Genomic DNA, 17,553 nt, shown 5'->3' on the forward strand with positions numbered 1-17,553 from the left:
TGCAAAACAACAACCATCGCATGTTGACTCTCGGTAGTCAGTAACCAAATAGGCTTAACTACCGAGCTAATCGATGCTTACTGACCTTGGCCTACTACGTAGTATTCAACGTCTGCGTTTTTACGAAGTACGTTTAGTACGTTAGTCAGATCTTGTTGGTTACCAACTCGTTCCAACTGTGCACCAATTTGAGTGCTGTAAGCTGGGTTGATTTCAGCCGTTACCTTAGAAAGCTCAACAACAACGATGTTACCGTCTTGGTCTTTAGATTGACCGAACACAGCTTGGCCTGCTTCTGGTTTCGCTAGAGCGAATACAGATGCTGCTAACGGAGAGTTGCGGTCAATCGTTTCAAGTTCAGTGAACTCAAGATTGTTGTCCGCTAGCACTGCTTCATTGCCTTGCTTTAGTTCGTTCACTAGAGAAACACCTAGTTCAACCGCTTGTTGCTCAGCTTGTACAGCAGACAATGCAGCGACAACTTGATCTTTCACTTCAGCTAGAGGAAGAACTGTCTCGTCGCGAGTCTCTTCTACACGAACAACGATCACGTGCTCAGGAGCCACTTCGATAACTTCAGAGTTTAGACCGTCTTCTTTCACTTCAGGGCTCAAGATAGCTTGCATAACTGCAGGCGTCATCAGAACTTCTGGAGCGTCAATTTGAGAGATGAAATCTGTTGTTGTGATCTTCGCATTGATAGCTTCTGCAGAATCATCAAGAGAATCTGGGAATTCAAACGCTACTTTTTCTAGCTCAGTTTGTTGCTCGTAGAACTGGTCTACAGCGTGCTGGTCTAGAAGCTCTTGCTTAATCTCTGCCGCTACTTCAGTGTAAGGCTGAGCTTGAGACGCTTTTAGTTCGTCGAGCTTGATGATGTGGTAGCCGAAATCAGATTTAACTAGACCAGTCGTGTCACCAATATTCTCAAGAGCGAAAGCCGCGTCTTCGAATGCTGGGTCCATCACATCACGTTCGATCCAACCTAGGTCACCGCCAACGTCAGCACTGCCGAAGTCGTCAGATTTCTCTTCCGCTAGCGTAGCAAAATCAGCGCCTGCATTTAGTTCGTCTAGGATAGACTGAGCTTTCGCTTCGTCATCGCCTTGAACTAAGATGTGGCTAACTTTACGTTGCTCTTCAGTTGAGTACTTGTCTAGGTGCTCTTGGTAGTACTTCTGCGCTTCTTCATCGCTTACTTCAAGCTGAGACTTAAGTGCTTCAGCAGAAAGCTCAATGTAAGATACCTTCGCTTGCTCTGGACGAGTGTAAGCTGCAGGGTTCTCTTGGTAGTACTGTTCGATCTGTTCGTCAGTTAGCTCGATGCCTTTCGCAAGGTCAGCAACAGACAGTGTCACTGTGCGAATGTCACGAGTTTGTGCGATAAGCTTGCTCTGAGTATCGATTTCACCTTGAAGAACGAATTCACTGCCTTGAAGTGCAGTCACAAGCTGGTTGCGCATTAGGTCACGACGCATGTATTCAGCGAAGCTCTCTGCGCTGAAACCTGCACGACGTAGTGCCGATTGGTAAACTTCTTGGTCGAATTGACCAGCTGTTTGGAACTGAGGCATTTCTAGAATCATGGTACGGATTTGAGAATCACTGATTCGTAGACCTAAAGACTCAGCTTGCTGCTCAAGCAGTACATCGTTGATCATGCGATCAAGTACTGATTTACGGAAAGACTCTACGTATGCAGGGTCTGCAAGCATTTGAGCGAAGTAATCGCCAAGTTGAGACTGCATGCGATTACGTTCGTTTTGGTAAGCCTGTTCGAACTCACCACGAGCAATTTCTGTGTTGCCAACTTTAGCTGCTGCGTTGTTACCGCCACCGGTGATGTAGCTGCCTACACCTGCGAATACGAATGACAGGATAATCAACCCAAGGATAATTTTTACCGCGATGCTATTCACGCCTTCGCGTAATCGATCCATCATAATTTAAGTGCTCTCCGGATATGAAGCATTGGCTTCAAAATAAAAATCTATTCACGCGATATTATCAGAAAAAGAAATGCGCATCAGTAGGATGCGCATAATTTAAATAAGTTCAATGTGCTTTGTACACATACTGTTTAAAAATGAAACATCATTTTTCAAACAGTAAACGCATTTTACAGCCTTCCCCTCGCAAAACCGAGGTTTCAGCCGTAGAAATTAGTTACATGCGTCTTTAAGTGCTTTACCCGCTTTGAAGCCAGGTACTTTAGCTTCTGCGATTTGGATCTCTTCACCAGTTTTTGGGTTACGACCTGTACGAGCAGCACGAGTACGAACACTGAAAGTACCAAAGCCAACAAGTGCAACTTGGTCGCCTGATTGTAGCGTTGTGCCAACTGCTTCGATGAATGCGTCTAGAGCGCGGCCAGCTGAAGCTTTAGAGATGTCTGCGTTTTCTGCGATTGATTCTACTAGTTGTGTTTTATTCACTGTTTTTCCCCTATGTGTCATCTGTGACTACTTCTTGATGACTGTACGTTCCATTTTGGTTTTAATTTAGCCGCAAGCCTTATTGCAAAAGGGCTGCCGCTTTGATCAATAACTTAGCGTCCAAAAAAAACGCTGACAAGCCTTTTCGGGCCTATCAGCGTAATTCTTTACTTATTTTTGCTATGCATCACTATTTTTTCACGTCAAACTCGACCCCAGACGGATCTCGTTCTAGCGCTACTTTGAGTACTTCATCAATCCACTGAACCGGGATCACCTTCAAGTCAGCGATTACGTTGTCTGGAATCTCTTCCAAATCACGCTCATTGTCTTTAGGAATCAGTACAGTTTTGATGCCGCCACGGTGTGCTGCAAGCAGTTTTTCTTTCAAGCCACCGATAGGTAAAACTTCACCACGAAGGGTAATTTCACCTGTCATACCGACCTCAGCTTTAACAGGGTTACCCGTCAAGCTAGACACTAATGCAGTACACATTGCGATACCCGCACTCGGGCCATCTTTCGGTGTAGCACCTTCTGGTACGTGAACGTGAATATCACGTTTCTCATAGAAATCTGAGTTAATACCCAGTTTTTCTGCACGAGAACGAACCACGGTCATTGCCGCTTGAATCGATTCTTTCATCACATCACCAAGTGAACCGGTTTGCGTTAGCTTACCCTTACCCGGCATTGCTTCAGTTTCGATAGTCAGTAGATCACCACCAACTTGAGTCCAAGCTAAACCAGTCACTTGACCAATACGGTTACTTTCATCCGCTTTACCGAAGTCATGACGTTGAACGCCTAAGTACTCTTTCAGGTTATCAATATTAACCGTTACAGACTTAAGGTCGCTGTCTAGCAAGATGTTCTTCACAGCTTTACGACAGATCTTGGAGATTTCACGCTCTAGGCTACGTACACCCGCTTCACGCGTGTAGTAACGGATAATGCCGATGATTGCAGAGTCTTCAATCTCAATTTCATGAGGCTTAAGACCGTTGCGTTGAACTTGCTTGTCCAATAGGTGGCTCTTAGCGATGTTCAGCTTTTCATCTTCTGTGTAACCAGACAGGCGAATCACTTCCATACGGTCCAATAGTGGGCCAGGGATGTCCATCGAGTTAGACGTTGCAACAAACATCACATCAGATAGATCGTAATCGACTTCTAGGTAGTGATCGTTAAATGCGTTGTTTTGTTCTGGGTCTAGTACTTCTAGAAGCGCTGAAGATGGGTCGCCACGCATATCAGAAGACATCTTATCGATTTCATCTAATAGGAACAGTGGGTTCTTAACGCCAACTTTAGACATCTTCTGGATTAATTTACCCGGAAGTGAACCGATGTACGTACGACGGTGACCACGAATCTCAGCTTCATCACGAACGCCGCCTAGCGCCATACGTGTGTACTTACGACCCGTTGCCGCAGCAATCGAACGACCTAGTGAGGTTTTACCAACACCAGGAGGACCTACAAGACAAAGGATTGGACCTTTTAGCTTGTTGATACGGTTTTGTACTGCCAAGTACTCAAGAATACGTTCTTTAACACGCTCTAAGCCGTAGTGATCTTCATTTAAGATCTCTTCCGCTTTAGCTAAATTCTTTTTAACTTTTGAACGCTTAGCCCAAGGAACACCAACCATCCAATCAATGTAGCTACGTACTACTGTTGCTTCAGCAGACATTGGCGACATCATTTTCAGTTTTTGAAGTTCTTGCTCAGTTTTCTCACGAGCTTCTTGAGGCATCTTAGAATCTTCGATCTTCTTCTTCAGAGTCTCGAATTCATCAGGTGCGTCGTCCATCTCGCCAAGTTCTTTCTGAATCGCTTTCATTTGCTCATTCAGGTAGTACTCACGCTGAGATTTTTCCATCTGCTTCTTAACGCGGCCACGGATACGTTTTTCAACTTGCAGGATGTCAATTTCTGACTCCATTTGGCCCATCAAGAATTCCAGACGTTCTGTCACATCTAAGATTTCTAGAACGTGCTGCTTGTCTACCAACTTAAGTGGCATGTGCGCAGCAATCGTATCAGCAAGGCGAGCTGCCTCATCAATACCGTTCAGAGATGTTAGAACCTCTGGTGGAATCTTTTTGTTTAGCTTAATAAAGCCTTCGAATTGATTGATCGCACTACGAACAACCACTTCTTGTTCTTTTTCGTCAAGTTCTGAGGTAACAACGTATTCGGCGTCCGCTAAGAAGAATTCACTTTCTTTGAATTGGTGAATCTTTGCACGCTGCTGACCTTCAACAAGTACTTTAACCGTACCATCAGGGAGCTTGAGTAACTGAAGAATGGTAGCGACTGTACCTACGTTAAATAGGTCGTCGATTGAAGGCTCATCAGTGTCCGCTTCTTTCTGCGCTACAAGTAGTACTTGTTTGTTAGCTTCCATTGCCGATTCAAGGCATGTAATCGATTTTTCACGACCAACAAACAATGGAATAACCATGTGTGGGTAAACCACTACATCACGTAGAGGTAGCACGGGGATTTCGATACGCTCGGAACGTTCCAAGTTCATATATTTCTCTCTTCCGCTTTAACTTATAAAGCAGTATATGGGGCTTAAACGACTGGATTCAATGGAAGAATAAAAAAAAGGAGGTAATTGCTTACCTCCTTTTTCAATTTGAGTGACTTGTCTAAAAAAGACCTACTCTGCAACAGCTGCTTGGTTATCTGAGTTGCTGTAAATCAATAGTGGTTCTGACTCACCATTAATTACCGACTCATCAATCACAACCTTGCTAACATCAGTTGAAGATGGCAGTTCGTACATAGTTTCTAGTAGAACACCCTCCAAGATAGAACGTAGACCACGAGCGCCTGTTTTACGGTTCATTGCTTTCTTAGCAATTGCACGTAGGGCGTCTTCACGGAATTCTAATTCTGTATCCTCAAGCTCAAATAATGCTGCGTACTGTTTTGTCAGTGCATTCTTTGGCTCACATAGGATTTGGATTAGCGCTTCTTCATCAAGCTCTGTCAGTGTTGTTGTCACAGGTAGACGACCAATGAATTCTGGAATCAGACCATACTTCACTAGATCTTCAGGTTCTACTTGAGTGAACAATTCACCGATAGTTTTGGTTTCGTCTTTTGAACGCACTTCTGCGCCAAAGCCGATACCTGAACCTGTTTCTACACGTTGTTCAATCACTTTATCTAGGCCTGCAAACGCACCACCACAGATAAATAGGATCTTAGACGTGTCCACTTGCAAGAACTCTTGCTGTGGATGCTTACGACCACCTTGAGGTGGAACTGAAGCAACTGTACCTTCAACAAGTTTTAGTAGAGCTTGCTGTACACCTTCACCAGACACGTCACGCGTGATTGATGGGTTTTCAGCTTTACGAGAAATCTTGTCGATTTCATCGATGTAAACAATGCCGCGTTCCGCTTTCGCTACGTCGTAATCACATTTCTGAAGCAACTTCTGGATGATGTTTTCAACATCTTCGCCCACGTAACCCGCTTCGGTTAGTGTTGTTGCATCAGCCATAGTGAAAGGAACGTCTAGGAAACGAGCCAATGTTTCAGCAAGTAGTGTTTTACCACTACCAGTAGGACCGATAAGAAGAATGTTACTCTTACCTAGCTCTACGCCTTCAGCTGTCGTGTCACCATTACGTAAACGCTTGTAGTGGTTATAAACTGCAACTGCTAGCACTTTCTTCGCGTATTCTTGACCGATTACATAGTCGTCAAGATGCTCACGAATCTCACGCGGCGTTGGCAGCGATTCCGATTCTTTCTTAGGAAGAACATCTTTAATTTCTTCACGAATAATGTCGTTACAAAGATCGACACATTCATCACAAATGTAAACAGAAGGACCTGCGATTAACTTGCGAACTTCGTGTTGGCTTTTGCCACAGAAAGAGCAGTAAAGCAGTTTACCGCTACCACCCTCTTTGCTTTTATCTGTCATTCGCTAACCTCTTAGCCTTAACTCTCTATGCTTGAGTGTATATCAATTTGAATCACTTTGCGTTAAACAATTGCCCTGCAATTATTGACCGCGGTGATTAAGAACTGAATCCACTAAGCCGTATTCTACTGCTTGATCAGCAGACATGAAGTTATCACGATCTGTATCGCGCTCAACAACTTCTAGAGGCTGACCCGTGTGCTCTGCCAATAGTTTGTTTAGCTTTTGTTTGATCGTTAGGATCTCTTGCGCGTGAATTTGAATATCAGACGCTTGGCCTTGGAAGCCGCCAAGTGGCTGGTGAATCATTACACGTGAGTTTGGAAGCACGTGACGCTTACCAGGAGTACCACCCGCTAGTAAGAATGCACCCATAGAGCAAGCTTGACCCATACATACTGTGCTCACGTTTGGCTTGATGAACTGCATTGTGTCGTAGATAGACATGCCTGCTGTTACGCTACCGCCAGGTGAGTTGATGTAAAGATAGATATCTTTGTCTGGGTTTTCTGATTCCAAGAAAAGCAGTTGAGCCACGACAAGATTTGCCATGTGGTCTTCCACTTGACCTGTTAAGAAAATGATACGTTCTTTTAATAGACGAGAATAAATATCGTAAGAACGTTCACCACGGGAAGTCTGTTCAACCACCATAGGAACTAGTGCGTCCATAATCGATGGCATTGTATTTTTTTCTTGGTAGCTCATATTCTTATGTCCCTAAAATAAATGGCCCGAATGATTAAATCATACGGACCATTGTTAGCAGAATTGTTGACCGTACGTCAACCTTCTACGTCAGATATTACTATATTAAGCAGGTTGCTGATTCATTAGCTCGTTGAAGCTAACTTCTTTATCAGAAACTTGAGCTTTAGCGATGATTGCATCAATAGCTTGCTCTTCTAGAGCAACATTGCGCATGTTGTTCATCATTTGCTCGCTTTGCTCGTAGTAAGCAATAACTTCTGTTGGATCTTCGTATGCTGTAGCCATCTCTTCGATGATAGCTTTAACTTTCTCGTCGTCAGCTTTTAGCTCTTCAGTCTTGATTACTTCACCAAGAAGAAGACCTACAACTACGCGACGTTTAGCTTGCTCTTCGAACAGCTCACGTGGAAGTTGGTCAGCAGCTTCAGTGTTGCCACCGAAACGTTGAGCAGCTTGTTGACGTAGAACACCGATTTCTTGATCGATAAGAGCAGAAGGTACGTCGATGTTGTTTTCGTTAACTAGACCGTCGATAGCTTGCTCTTTGATGCGGTTCTTAACAGCTTGCTTAAGCTCACGCTCCATGTTCTTACGAACTTCAGCTTTAAGACCTTCAACGCCGTCAGCAGCGCCGAACTTAGAAACGAATTCTTCGTTTAGTTCTGGAAGTTCACGAGCTTCAACTTTGTTCAGCTTGATAGAGAACTTAGCTGCTTTACCTTTTAGGTTTTCAGCGTGGTAATCTTCTGGGAAGTTTACGTCGATTTCGAATTCCATACCTGCTGTTTTACCAACGATACCGTCTTCGAAGCCAGGGATCATGCGACCAGCGCCCATCTCTAGTGGGAAGTTCTCAGCTTTGCCGCCTTCAAACTCTTCACCGTCGATAGAACCAACGAAGTCGATAGTTGCACGAGAACCAGCGTCAGCAGCAGCTTCAACTTCAGTCCAAGTCGCTTGTTGCTTACGTAGAGTTTCGATCATCTCTTCAACGTCAGCTTCTTTAACTTCTACTGCTGGTTTCTCAACAGTGATGTTTTCTAGACCTTTCAGCTCAACTTCTGGGTAAACTTCAAAAGTTGCGTTGAATACTAGGTCAGCGCCTTCGTTGTTTTCAACTGGTGCGAAAGTTGGAGCGCCAGCTGGGTTGATTTTCTCTTTAACGATCGCTTCGATGAAGTGACGTTGCATTACTTCGCCCATCACGTCTTGACGTACTGCTTTGCCGTACATTTTAGCAACCATCTTCATTGGCACTTTGCCTTTACGGAAACCATCGAAACGACGGTTTTTCGCGATGTTGCGTAGTTCAGCTGTAACTGCATCTTCGATGTTAGCAGCAGGAACAGTAATATTAAGACGGCGCTCTAGGCCTTCTAGCGTTTCAACAGTAACTTGCATTATATAAACCTCAAAACTGGCTCAGTAATCTGAGCATATGAGCCGTAACTTAGCTTTAATTCAAAAGCCGACGTTGTTGGCTGCATCCTTGTGTAGTGCTCTATCCGAACACCTAATTTAAAATCGAGCATTGATGTCTGAATTGATTATTCAACCAAACACCAGACTAATCAGCGATATCTTCGTTCTTCACACGTCGATTAAAACGCAATAAAGCTTGTTTTCAGAAACAAGAAAGGTATCTCCGATTAGCCTCAGGACAGAAATTTTAGACGCGACATTCTAGCGATCTGTTTAATCTCTGTCGAGCCGTTCACCTCTGCATGATGATGAATGCTCTAAATTCGTCCAACTAAGTGATACAAAAACGATCAAATCATCACTTAGCACAACAGAAATGGGGACAATAGCGACTTTTTCAAGGGAATCGAGGGCTTTTTTTGCTAAAAACCTTAAAAAGAGATCTTGCTCTTGTTTTACCCCTCAGAGTCGATAACTTTTTCAACAATCCCCGTTACAAACCCTTAACCTACACCCATCTGTTCACTCTCTGCTTTCAGCAAAAACGACCGCTATTTGCTACCATAAACGAGAGAAGACAGGCTTGATTGTTTACCAAAGAAATTAGCGGAGAGCCTTCATGTTTCAAGCTTTTAGAATCCCAATACTCTTAATGGTCGCATACAGTTTACTGATGGTGTTTGGCGGTCATTGGGTGTGGAGCACAAGCCATGAAAGTTTGTTAAATGATCATCAATCTAAGCTAGACCGTTTTTCAGTTCATATTTCAAGTCAATTGGACAAGTTCGCGCACATTCCAGAACTGCTTTCAAAAGACAAAGAGCTGGTCGATGCCCTGCACTCTCCAAGTAACTCTGCGCAAATCGAACTCACTAATCGTTATCTAGAGCACGTAAACTCGGTGATTCAAGCATCCGACACCTACCTACTAGACAGTATCGGTACCACCATCGCAGCCAGTAATTGGAATCAACCGCGTTCTTTTATTCGTCGTAATTTTGCTTTCCGCCCTTACTTTCAAGAAGCGATTCTTGGCAATGAAAATCAATATTTTGCGCTAGGATCAACTTCTGGGAAGCGAGGCTATTATTATTCTTACCCCGTCTCCTATGCCGCCGAGATTATTGGCGTCATTGTTGTAAAGATGGATTTATCGCTGATTGAAGCAAGTTGGAAAGGCAAACAGAGTTTTTTTGTTGCTGACGATAAAGACCAAATCGTATTTATGTCGAGTAACCCTGAATGGCTGTTCAAAAGCCTTCAACCACTAAGCGAAGAACAGCACTCTCAAATTCAAGAAAGCAGACAGTATCTCGATACAAAAATAGAAAGCCTACACTTCTCCGGTGATTTCGAGAGCGCTACTAGCAATATTGAGTCTCAGCACAAGCTCGTCCAAGAACAGTTCTTTAGCTCCTCTCGCTTCTTAGCCGAGCCAAAACTCACCATACGGGTATTTTCTCCGACCCACTTAGTTTGGTGGGACTTGGTTGCTTACCTTGTGGTTCTCAGCCTTATCTTTGCGATTATTTATCTCACAATGCAACTCAACCACCATCGACAACAAAGACGCGCTCAGATAGATAGGCTGCAATCCGAAGCCAAGCAAAAGCTCGAATTTCAAGTGCTCGAACGCACATCAGAGCTGCATGTCGAAATTAAACATCGTATCGAAACCGAACATGTATTGAGGCAAACCCAAGACGAACTCATCCAAGCAGCCAAACTGGCGGTGCTAGGGCAGATGTCAGCGAGCATCAGCCACGAGCTAAATAACCCGCTCGCTGCGATTCGCAGTTATGCCGACAATGGCCGACTGTTTCTTGCCAAAGAAAAAACCGATCGTGTCGATGACAATCTATCGCGAATCTCGGCACTCACTGATCGCATGGCGAAAATCAGCCACCAGCTTCGCTCCTTTGCAAAGAAATCCACCGCGGAAGAACTGCACACCTTGCAAATACTCCCTATCTTACATTCATCGAAAGAGCTGATGAAGCCACAGCTCAAGAGTGAACGAGTTAAGGTCAACGAACTCCCTGAAATCTTTGATGCTTGCGTGCTCGCCAACGCTATTCAACTGGAACAGGTGATCATTAACCTGCTGACTAATGCGATTCAGGCGATGGAACAACAAGATGATAAACAATTAGCTATTCTGTTAGAGATTTGGGAGTCCGACCATCAACAAGCCCAGACCTTGCTGATTCATGTCGATGATAATGGTCCCGGCTTCACCTCCCCTTCGAACGGACACTTTTTTGAACCCTTCCATACCACCAAGAAAAACGGACTTGGACTTGGGCTATCGATTTCTCAACAAATAATCAGCGGAATAAATGGCAAGCTCGTTACAGGAAGCAGCCCCCAAGGTGGTGCTCGATTTAGTATAGAGTTACCCCTTGTTGAACAAGAACAGCAAGCAAAAACGCAGCAATAACCAGAATACAAAGAAGTAAAGGAATCACTATGTGTCACGTCTATTTCATTGATGATGAATCCGATCTAAGAATGGCGATTGAACAGAGCTTCGAGCTCGCCGACATTGATGCCGAATTCTTTCCCGATGCGGAGTCAGCTCTGCTCGCGATTCAAGAAAACGGCTTACCTCACGTGATCATCACTGATATCTGTTTACCGGGTCTGTCTGGGCATGATCTGCTCAACACCGTGATGCACAAAGACAAAGAGATCCCCGTAATTATGATTACTGGTCACGGCGATATTTCGATGGCCGTTCAAGCAATCCAATACGGCGCCTATGACTTCATCGAAAAGCCGTTCGCCAATGAGCGCCTAATCGAAACCACCAAGCGAGCGATAGAAAAACGTCAACTAACCCTCGAGAACCTTGAGTTAAAACGTTCACTCAAGGCCAGCCAAGCGCTTGGCCCAAGGATCATTGGTGACACACAATCAATGACAGAACTGCGGTCTATCATCACTCACGTTGCCGACACCAACGCCGATATTTTGTTATTTGGCGAAACTGGCACAGGCAAAGAATTAGTTGCACGTTCTCTACATGAACAAAGCAGCAGACGAGAACAAAACTTCGTCGCGGTCAACTGCGGCGCTGTCCCTGAAAACCTGATTGAGAGTGAACTGTACGGCCATGAAAAAGGCGCATTCACTGGCGCAGAAAGCAAGCGAGTGGGTAAATTTGAATTTGCTCAAGGCGGAACTCTATTCTTAGATGAAATTGAGTCCATGCCGATGCAAGCACAAATTCGCCTGTTGCGCGTCTTGCAAGAGCGAGTCATCGAAAGGGTTGGCTCTAATGGTTTAGTCCCTCTGGACATTCGAGTGATTGCGGCCACTAAAGTCGACTTAAAGAAAGCCGCTGAAGAAGGCACTTTCCGCCAAGATCTCTATTATCGACTTAACGTTGTGACCTTAGACTTGCCGCCGTTAAGAAGCAGACAAGAAGACATCCCAGCCCTGTTCCATCACTTCTTACTGGTTGCTGCGGCGCGTTATGGCAAGACAGCCCCAGCCCTTCCACAAAAGGAACTGCACGCACTTTTGGCTCATGATTGGCCAGGGAATGTACGTGAGCTACGTAACAGCGCTGAACGCTTCATCTTACTCGGAAAACTAGCTCAATTGGGGGATGGTGCGAACTCAGAGATCCATTCAGACGCCAGTATTAGCCTATCGGACCAAGTGTCAGAGTTCGAAAAAGCAGTGATCGAGCGCGCGTTGATTGAGAATGAAGGGAGTATAAAATTAACCATGTCTCAATTAAATGTCCCAAGAAAAACGCTTTACGACAAAATGCAACGCTATCAAATCGACAAAGATAATTTTAAGTAAACAATAGATTTTGAAGTGAAAATTAAGCTACGAAATAAAAGAATCAACAACGAAACAAAACGCAAAGCGCAACTTGATCTGAATGTCTATCGAAACTGGCAGAGATAAGATTCATCTTCCATAATTCATATGTCGACTTTAAGGATAAGTTGCATATGAACGAAAAAACGACCATTCCTGTCATTGTAGATACAGTGCGTATTGATGACCATTATGAAGTAGAAAGAAGATCTGGGCGCGATCGAAGAAAGAAAAAACTGCGCTGGAAAGGCTATGACAGACGCATAAGCGGTACTTTACGGCGCGGGAAAAAGAAAGCGATAGATGAAAAAGTATAACTCTTCATCTATCGCTGTTATTTACATTGAGAATGAAACCGTTCGTTAGACTAGCCGTGTATCTAAACCGCCAACTACTTGGTAATGATCTCCGGCCCCATCAAGGTGGTTGGTAACCATGTTGACACCCAAGGCACGTAAGTGACGATAATCAAGAACAAGAACATTACGCCTACCCAAGGCAGTGCGGCTTTTACCACGTTCATCATCGACATCTTCGCGACACCTGCGGTCACAAACAAATTGAGCCCGACAGGCGGCGTTATCATCCCTATCTCCATGTTCACCACCATCATGATACCTAAGTGAATTGGGTCGATACCGAGTGCAATGGCAATTGGGAATACCAACGGCGCTACGATGATCAGCAAACCTGATGGCTCCATGAACTGCCCACCAATCAAGAGTAGAACATTCACCACAATCAAGAAGGTGATCGGTCCTAAGCCAGCAGAAAGCATAGACTCAGTGATCATTTGAGGGATGCGTTCTTCGGTCAGTACATGCTTAAGAATCAATGCGTTGGCAATGATAAACAGCAGCATGATAGTCAGCTTACCCGCATCATAGAGCGTGTCTTTGGTGTCTCTGTGACAAAAGGTTTGGAACACTTTCACCAGCGCAGGCTTGGTATTACTCTTGTCAGCGAAAGGTCCCATATCTTTATAGATAAAGTTGGCTATAAAGAAGGCATAAACCGCTGCAACAGCCGCCGCTTCTGTTGGTGTAAAGATTCCGCCGTAGATACCACCCAGAATGATGACAATCAGTAGCAAGCCCCAACTCGCATCTTTCGCTGCTGCGAACATCTCGCCCCAACCCACAAACGGCTGTGCCGGAATCTTCTTAATACGTGCCGCAATGTAGATAGCAATCATCAGCATCACACCCGCCAACAGGCCAGGGATCACGCCACCTAAGAACATACGACCTACCGATACATCGGTCGCCGCCGCGTATACCACCATCACGATGGACGGTGGAATCAAGATACCCAAGGTACCCGCGTTACAGATAACCCCTGCCGCGAACTCTTTTGAGTAGCCGTTTTTGATCATACCTGCGATAACGATACTACCGATCGCCACTACCGTTGCAGGAGATGAACCAGAAAGGGCTGCGAACATCATACATGCCACAACCGACGCCATCGCCAAGCCGCCGCGGAACCAACCCACCATCGCGATAGCAAAACGGATAATACGTTTCGCCACGCCACCAGTAGACATAAAGCTAGAGGCCAAGATAAAGAAAGGAATCGCTAAGAGTGTGTAGTGGCCTGCAAAAGCATTAAACAGCGTTTGTGCGACTGAAGCTAATGACGCATCTGAATGCATCAATAAGAATATTACGCTCGATAAACCGAGGGAAATTGCAATTGGTACACCGACCAACATGAAAGCAATTACCATTAAAAATAGAAATAACATTGCCATGATTAGTCTTCCTTACCGTTAGATTTTGTACTCGACTCATTCGCTTTGTTCTGCGGAGTCGAATTCAATACCGCTGTTGCATCTTCGTCAGAGCCCGCTAGCACGTCCGCTTTCAATGCATCCAGCTCTTCTTCGGCTTCGTGTCCTGCAATCATGCGGTCAAGCTTGCCTGTGACGACTTGGTAAGCAACTTGAGCAAAACGAAACGTCAGCATTGCCATACCAATCGGCAGCGCCATATAAGGAATAAAACGTGGCAGTTTCTCGTATCGCTCGCCTTCATTCAGCCAGTCAGCAAGAAACTGAAGCATCTCTGGCATTGGAATATCGTCGGTCTCGTACCATGCGCGATCGGTCGCGAATGGGTACCAATAATTCCAAGAACCGATAAGAAGTAAGATTGAAAATGCTAGGCAGCTTGTCACGGCGATGAGCGCATACACTTTGCGTAGCTTTTCTGGGGCAAGGTTGATAATCACATCAACACCAATGTGGAAATGTTTTTTAACGCCATAAGATGCGCCCACTAACACCATCCAAGCAAACATGAACACGGTCAGTTCCAGTGCCCATAAGATGTTGTCATTAAATGCGTATCGAAATACCACGTTGGCAAAAGTAAGTAGCGTCATTGCGCCAAGAAAAAATGCGATTAATGACTCTTCAATCACATCCGTAACTCTTCCGACTTTGGAAAAAAGAGAGGTTTCCAGTGCTGATTCGCTAGAATTTGGTTGTTCCATTTGAGGCTTTTCCATAATTGACTCCGCTTATAATTGTTTTAATAAGGAGTGACGAATACTCGCCACTCCCTTAGCGGTGTTATTGGTTTGAAGCTAACGCTGCATCGATAAGGTCTGAACCGATGTCTTTTTCAAACTTCTTCCATACTGGTTGAAGTGCAGCTACCCACGCTTCACGCTGTTCAGGCGTAAGTGTACGAACCTCACCACCCGCTTCGATGATGTTGTTTTTGTTCGCTAGGTTAACTTTTGAAGATTCTGCATTACGCGTCTCAGACACTTCTTGAACGATAGTGCCAAGCTGTGTGCGTACATCTTCAGGTAGGTCTTTCCAGAAGTCGTTTGACGTTACAACTAGGTAATCCAAGATACCGTGATTGGTTTCAGTCACGCCGTCTTGTACTTCAAAGAACTTCTTACCGTAAATGTTTGACCATGTGTTCTCTTGGCCATCGATAACCTTAGTTTGCAGGCCACCGTACACTTCTTTGAAAGACATCTTCTGTGGGTTAGCGCCTAGTTGTTCAAACTGAGCCACCAATACATCCGATGCTTGAACACGGAATTTCAAACCTTTTGCATCTTCAGGGCTGATAAGAGGTTTGTTCGCCGACATCTGTTTCATGCCATTGTGCCAAAACGCTAGACCTTGAAGGCCACGACGCTTCATCGCATTCTTCAGTTTTTCGCCAGATTCTGAGTTTTGGAAACGGTCAACGGCTTCTACGTCTTCAAATAGGAAAGGAAGGTCAAAAATGCGGTATTTCTTAGTGAACTTCTCAAATTTAGACAACGATGGCGCCGCCATTTGAACATCACCATTTAACAGGGCTTCCAGTACCTTATTATCATCGTAAAGCGTTGAGTTAGGGAAAACTTGCATACAAGCTTTGCCATTCATTTCCGTGTTTACTCGCTCTTCCAGTAAAGAAGCGGCAATGCCTTTCGGGTGCTTATCCGTATTGGTTACATGACTGAATTTAATCACGATTTCACCTGGATCACAGTTTGCAGCAGCATTAAAACTTGTGAGCGCCAGAGCAGAGACAGACAGCAGGGTAAGAGGCTTAAACATTATTATTCTCCTTAGTAAACAAAGCAGCCCTTCAATGGGAACTGCGTGCTTTCACTAAGGCAATTAGCGCGCCACATTAACACAAACCATTAACAAGCCTTTAACCATAAGGCTTCATCAGTTCTATCTGCAGTAGCCGCGAACTCGCGGTAAGAGTTAATGGGTGGAAAATGACACATAGAATATTTGTAAATGGGTGGAAGCTGACCAATGTATTAGTAATGAATAAGACCGAATGAGGTCTGACCAAAAGCCACATTACCGATGATGCCTTGAAGTAATTTCGACCTATCCTGTAAAGTGCTGCACAACTTAGTCAGATTTACTGATCCACTACTTACCAAGAGTTGCTACCAATGAGTCAGGTCTACCATCACCCAGTACAAATTTACTATGAAGATACCGATCACTCAGGTGTGGTTTATCACCCTAACTTTCTTAAATACTTCGAGCGTGCGCGCGAACATGTCTTGGGCAGCGATAAACTGGCGACCTTGTGGAATGAGCACGGATTAGGTTTTGCGGTGTATAAAGCCAACATGACTTTCCAAGATGGGGTTGAGTTCGCTGAGATTTGCGATATCAGAACCTCTTTTGAACTCGATGGAAAATACAAAACGCTATGGCGACAAGAAGTGTGGCGCAAAGATGCCACTAAGCCTGCTGTGATTGGTGATATTGAAATGGTCTGCCTTGATAAAGACAAGCAACTTCAGCCTGTACCCGCTGAAGTATTAAAAGCGATGCTTGGCGAAACGAGCTAACTTCACCTCACCAAGCTAGCTTAAAAGAGATGAGATGATGGAAAGGTTCTCATCTCTATCTGCATCGGTAGCAAATTTCCGCCGAGCGTAACCGCAAAGCGATACTGCTCATCCAACCGCCCTAAGCAACATTGCCAATCTGTAGAAATATCGGTTTGCTCAGTAACATCCAACCCAACTCCACTGTATATGCTGATTTCACCATGAAATCTAATTTCATCCTGCAACTTTGGTTGAAAATTCGAAGGGTGAATTGGCAATGTTTGCTCCGTCAGATTGGAGAAATCAAACGAAAAGCTTCGCAACGATGTGGCTAGCCCCCTGCCCGTCGCTTTGATATACGACTCCTTCAGCGCCCATAGATCGAAAAAGCGCTCTCTCTGCAGCTCTTTACTAAGTTTAAGTAAATCCGCCAATTCCTTATCTGAAAAATAGTGCTTCATGATCGAATCAATATTGGTCGAGCTTCTTGCATGTTCGATATCGACACCCAGTTGAACTCGCTTCCCTTCTCTCTGGCAAACCGCGACTAACAAATGTTCTTTGCTATGACTGATATTGAAATTCAGGCCGGTTTCTATTTGTTGTTTCTCAATTAATCTTGGCTTCCCTTTCTCACCATATTCAAAGCACCACGCTTCAGGCATCAAATCAGAATAGCTAGACAGCACCTTTCTTAGGTAGTTGCGAACATACAGGGCCTGAATTTGAGATGAAGGCATTCGATAGCGCTCAACTTTGGCTATCTCGTCGGCCGTCAGTCTCTTTTTGAGCTGAGATACAATATCTGGCTGGTCATTCAAGTTACCCAGAGAACATAGCCACAAATCAACAACGGGAGTTTTCATTTAACTCGAA

The 17,553-nt window shown here is 44.6% G+C and carries 14 protein-coding genes and 1 pseudogene; 4 read left to right on the forward strand and 11 right to left on the reverse strand.

What is annotated here, in order from left to right; all coding sequences use genetic code 11:
- Positions 1-77: 77 nt before the first annotated feature.
- From ppiD to CWO08_RS24380, 7 genes and pseudogenes are all read right to left on the reverse strand, one after another.
- Positions 78-1,943: a peptidylprolyl isomerase gene (ppiD, locus tag CWO08_RS16755; RefSeq protein WP_048661474.1), complete on the reverse strand. Its 1,866-nt coding sequence runs from the start codon at positions 1,941-1,943 to the stop codon at positions 78-80.
- Positions 1,944-2,162: 219 nt separating this feature from the next.
- Complete coding sequence (locus CWO08_RS16760) at positions 2,163-2,456, reverse strand: HU family DNA-binding protein (RefSeq protein ID WP_012604504.1); 294 nt, start codon at positions 2,454-2,456, stop codon at positions 2,163-2,165.
- Positions 2,457-2,625: 169 nt separating this feature from the next.
- A complete protein-coding gene (lon, locus tag CWO08_RS16765; protein WP_019824784.1) occupies positions 2,626-4,977 on the reverse strand; it encodes an endopeptidase La in 2,352 nt (783 codons plus the stop codon).
- Positions 4,978-5,109: 132 nt separating this feature from the next.
- The gene (gene clpX / locus CWO08_RS16770) at positions 5,110-6,390 is read right to left on the reverse strand and encodes an ATP-dependent protease ATP-binding subunit ClpX (RefSeq protein ID WP_009847283.1); all 1,281 of its coding nucleotides are present in this window, start codon (positions 6,388-6,390) and stop codon (positions 5,110-5,112) included.
- A gap of 81 nt (positions 6,391-6,471) precedes the next feature.
- A complete protein-coding gene (gene clpP / locus CWO08_RS16775; RefSeq protein ID WP_004736080.1) occupies positions 6,472-7,098 on the reverse strand; it encodes an ATP-dependent Clp endopeptidase proteolytic subunit ClpP in 627 nt (208 codons plus the stop codon).
- Between the two features lie 105 nt (positions 7,099-7,203).
- Positions 7,204-8,502: a trigger factor gene (tig, locus tag CWO08_RS16780; RefSeq protein ID WP_108020803.1), complete on the reverse strand. Its 1,299-nt coding sequence runs from the start codon at positions 8,500-8,502 to the stop codon at positions 7,204-7,206.
- A gap of 294 nt (positions 8,503-8,796) precedes the next feature.
- Positions 8,797-8,979 (reverse strand): annotated as a pseudogene (locus CWO08_RS24380) (hypothetical protein); the annotation flags it as partial.
- Positions 8,980-9,142: 163 nt separating this feature from the next.
- Between CWO08_RS24380 and CWO08_RS16785 the strand changes: the two are divergent.
- The 3 genes from CWO08_RS16785 to CWO08_RS16795 all read left to right on the forward strand — a co-directional run bounded on the left by CWO08_RS16785 (position 9,143) and on the right by CWO08_RS16795 (position 12,677).
- The gene (locus CWO08_RS16785) at positions 9,143-10,963 is read left to right on the forward strand and encodes an ATP-binding protein (RefSeq protein WP_102478427.1); all 1,821 of its coding nucleotides are present in this window, start codon (positions 9,143-9,145) and stop codon (positions 10,961-10,963) included.
- 29 nt (positions 10,964-10,992) lie between these two features.
- Entirely contained in the window at positions 10,993-12,339 is a 1,347-nt protein-coding gene (locus CWO08_RS16790) for a sigma-54 dependent transcriptional regulator (protein WP_048664260.1), read from the forward strand.
- Between the two features lie 155 nt (positions 12,340-12,494).
- Complete coding sequence (locus tag CWO08_RS16795; RefSeq protein WP_108020804.1) at positions 12,495-12,677, forward strand: hypothetical protein; 183 nt, start codon at positions 12,495-12,497, stop codon at positions 12,675-12,677.
- Between the two features lie 74 nt (positions 12,678-12,751).
- Here CWO08_RS16795 and CWO08_RS16800 read toward each other — a convergent pair whose 3' ends face one another.
- The 3 genes from CWO08_RS16800 to CWO08_RS16810 form a co-directional block, all read right to left on the reverse strand.
- Positions 12,752-14,113, reverse strand: a complete 1,362-nt coding sequence (locus CWO08_RS16800) for a TRAP transporter large permease (RefSeq protein WP_108020805.1) — start codon at positions 14,111-14,113, stop codon at positions 12,752-12,754.
- 2 nt (positions 14,114-14,115) lie between these two features.
- Complete coding sequence (locus CWO08_RS16805; RefSeq protein ID WP_048607896.1) at positions 14,116-14,871, reverse strand: TRAP transporter small permease; 756 nt, start codon at positions 14,869-14,871, stop codon at positions 14,116-14,118.
- Between the two features lie 64 nt (positions 14,872-14,935).
- The gene (locus tag CWO08_RS16810) at positions 14,936-15,931 is read right to left on the reverse strand and encodes a TRAP transporter substrate-binding protein (RefSeq protein WP_016788636.1); all 996 of its coding nucleotides are present in this window, start codon (positions 15,929-15,931) and stop codon (positions 14,936-14,938) included.
- 356 nt (positions 15,932-16,287) lie between these two features.
- Between CWO08_RS16810 and CWO08_RS16815 the strand changes: the two genes are divergently transcribed.
- Positions 16,288-16,695 carry a thioesterase family protein gene (locus CWO08_RS16815; RefSeq protein WP_048661480.1) on the forward strand — a complete coding sequence of 136 codons (408 nt, stop codon included), beginning with the start codon at positions 16,288-16,290 and terminating at the stop codon, positions 16,693-16,695.
- Between the two features lie 20 nt (positions 16,696-16,715).
- Here CWO08_RS16815 and CWO08_RS16820 read toward each other — a convergent pair whose 3' ends face one another.
- Positions 16,716-17,543, reverse strand: coding sequence for a 4'-phosphopantetheinyl transferase superfamily protein (locus CWO08_RS16820; RefSeq protein ID WP_107899292.1), 828 nt, complete (start codon positions 17,541-17,543; stop codon positions 16,716-16,718).
- Between the last annotated feature and the right edge of the window lie 10 nt (positions 17,544-17,553).

Source organism: Vibrio sp. 10N.286.48.B8 (genome assembly GCF_003050085.1).
Taxonomy (GTDB): Bacteria; Pseudomonadota; Gammaproteobacteria; order Enterobacterales; family Vibrionaceae; genus Vibrio; species Vibrio crassostreae.

Coding starts and splice junctions, on each gene's coding strand:
- CWO08_RS16800 (WP_108020805.1), bottom strand. CDS start 14,113: ATGGCAATGTTATTTCTATTTTTAATGGTAATTGCTTTCATGTTGGTC.
- clpX (WP_009847283.1), bottom strand. CDS start 6,390: ATGACAGATAAAAGCAAAGAGGGTGGTAGCGGTAAACTGCTTTACTGC.
- clpP (WP_004736080.1), bottom strand. CDS start 7,098: ATGAGCTACCAAGAAAAAAATACAATGCCATCGATTATGGACGCACTA.
- CWO08_RS16795 (WP_108020804.1), top strand. CDS start 12,495: ATGAACGAAAAAACGACCATTCCTGTCATTGTAGATACAGTGCGTATT.
- CWO08_RS16820 (WP_107899292.1), bottom strand. CDS start 17,543: ATGAAAACTCCCGTTGTTGATTTGTGGCTATGTTCTCTGGGTAACTTG.
- CWO08_RS16810 (WP_016788636.1), bottom strand. CDS start 15,931: ATGTTTAAGCCTCTTACCCTGCTGTCTGTCTCTGCTCTGGCGCTCACA.
- CWO08_RS16805 (WP_048607896.1), bottom strand. CDS start 14,871: ATGGAAAAGCCTCAAATGGAACAACCAAATTCTAGCGAATCAGCACTG.
- CWO08_RS16785 (WP_102478427.1), top strand. CDS start 9,143: ATGTTTCAAGCTTTTAGAATCCCAATACTCTTAATGGTCGCATACAGT.
- CWO08_RS16790 (WP_048664260.1), top strand. CDS start 10,993: ATGTGTCACGTCTATTTCATTGATGATGAATCCGATCTAAGAATGGCG.
- tig (WP_108020803.1), bottom strand. CDS start 8,502: ATGCAAGTTACTGTTGAAACGCTAGAAGGCCTAGAGCGCCGTCTTAAT.
- CWO08_RS16815 (WP_048661480.1), top strand. CDS start 16,288: ATGAGTCAGGTCTACCATCACCCAGTACAAATTTACTATGAAGATACC.
- lon (WP_019824784.1), bottom strand. CDS start 4,977: ATGAACTTGGAACGTTCCGAGCGTATCGAAATCCCCGTGCTACCTCTA.
- ppiD (WP_048661474.1), bottom strand. CDS start 1,943: ATGATGGATCGATTACGCGAAGGCGTGAATAGCATCGCGGTAAAAATT.
- CWO08_RS16760 (WP_012604504.1), bottom strand. CDS start 2,456: ATGACACATAGGGGAAAAACAGTGAATAAAACACAACTAGTAGAATCA.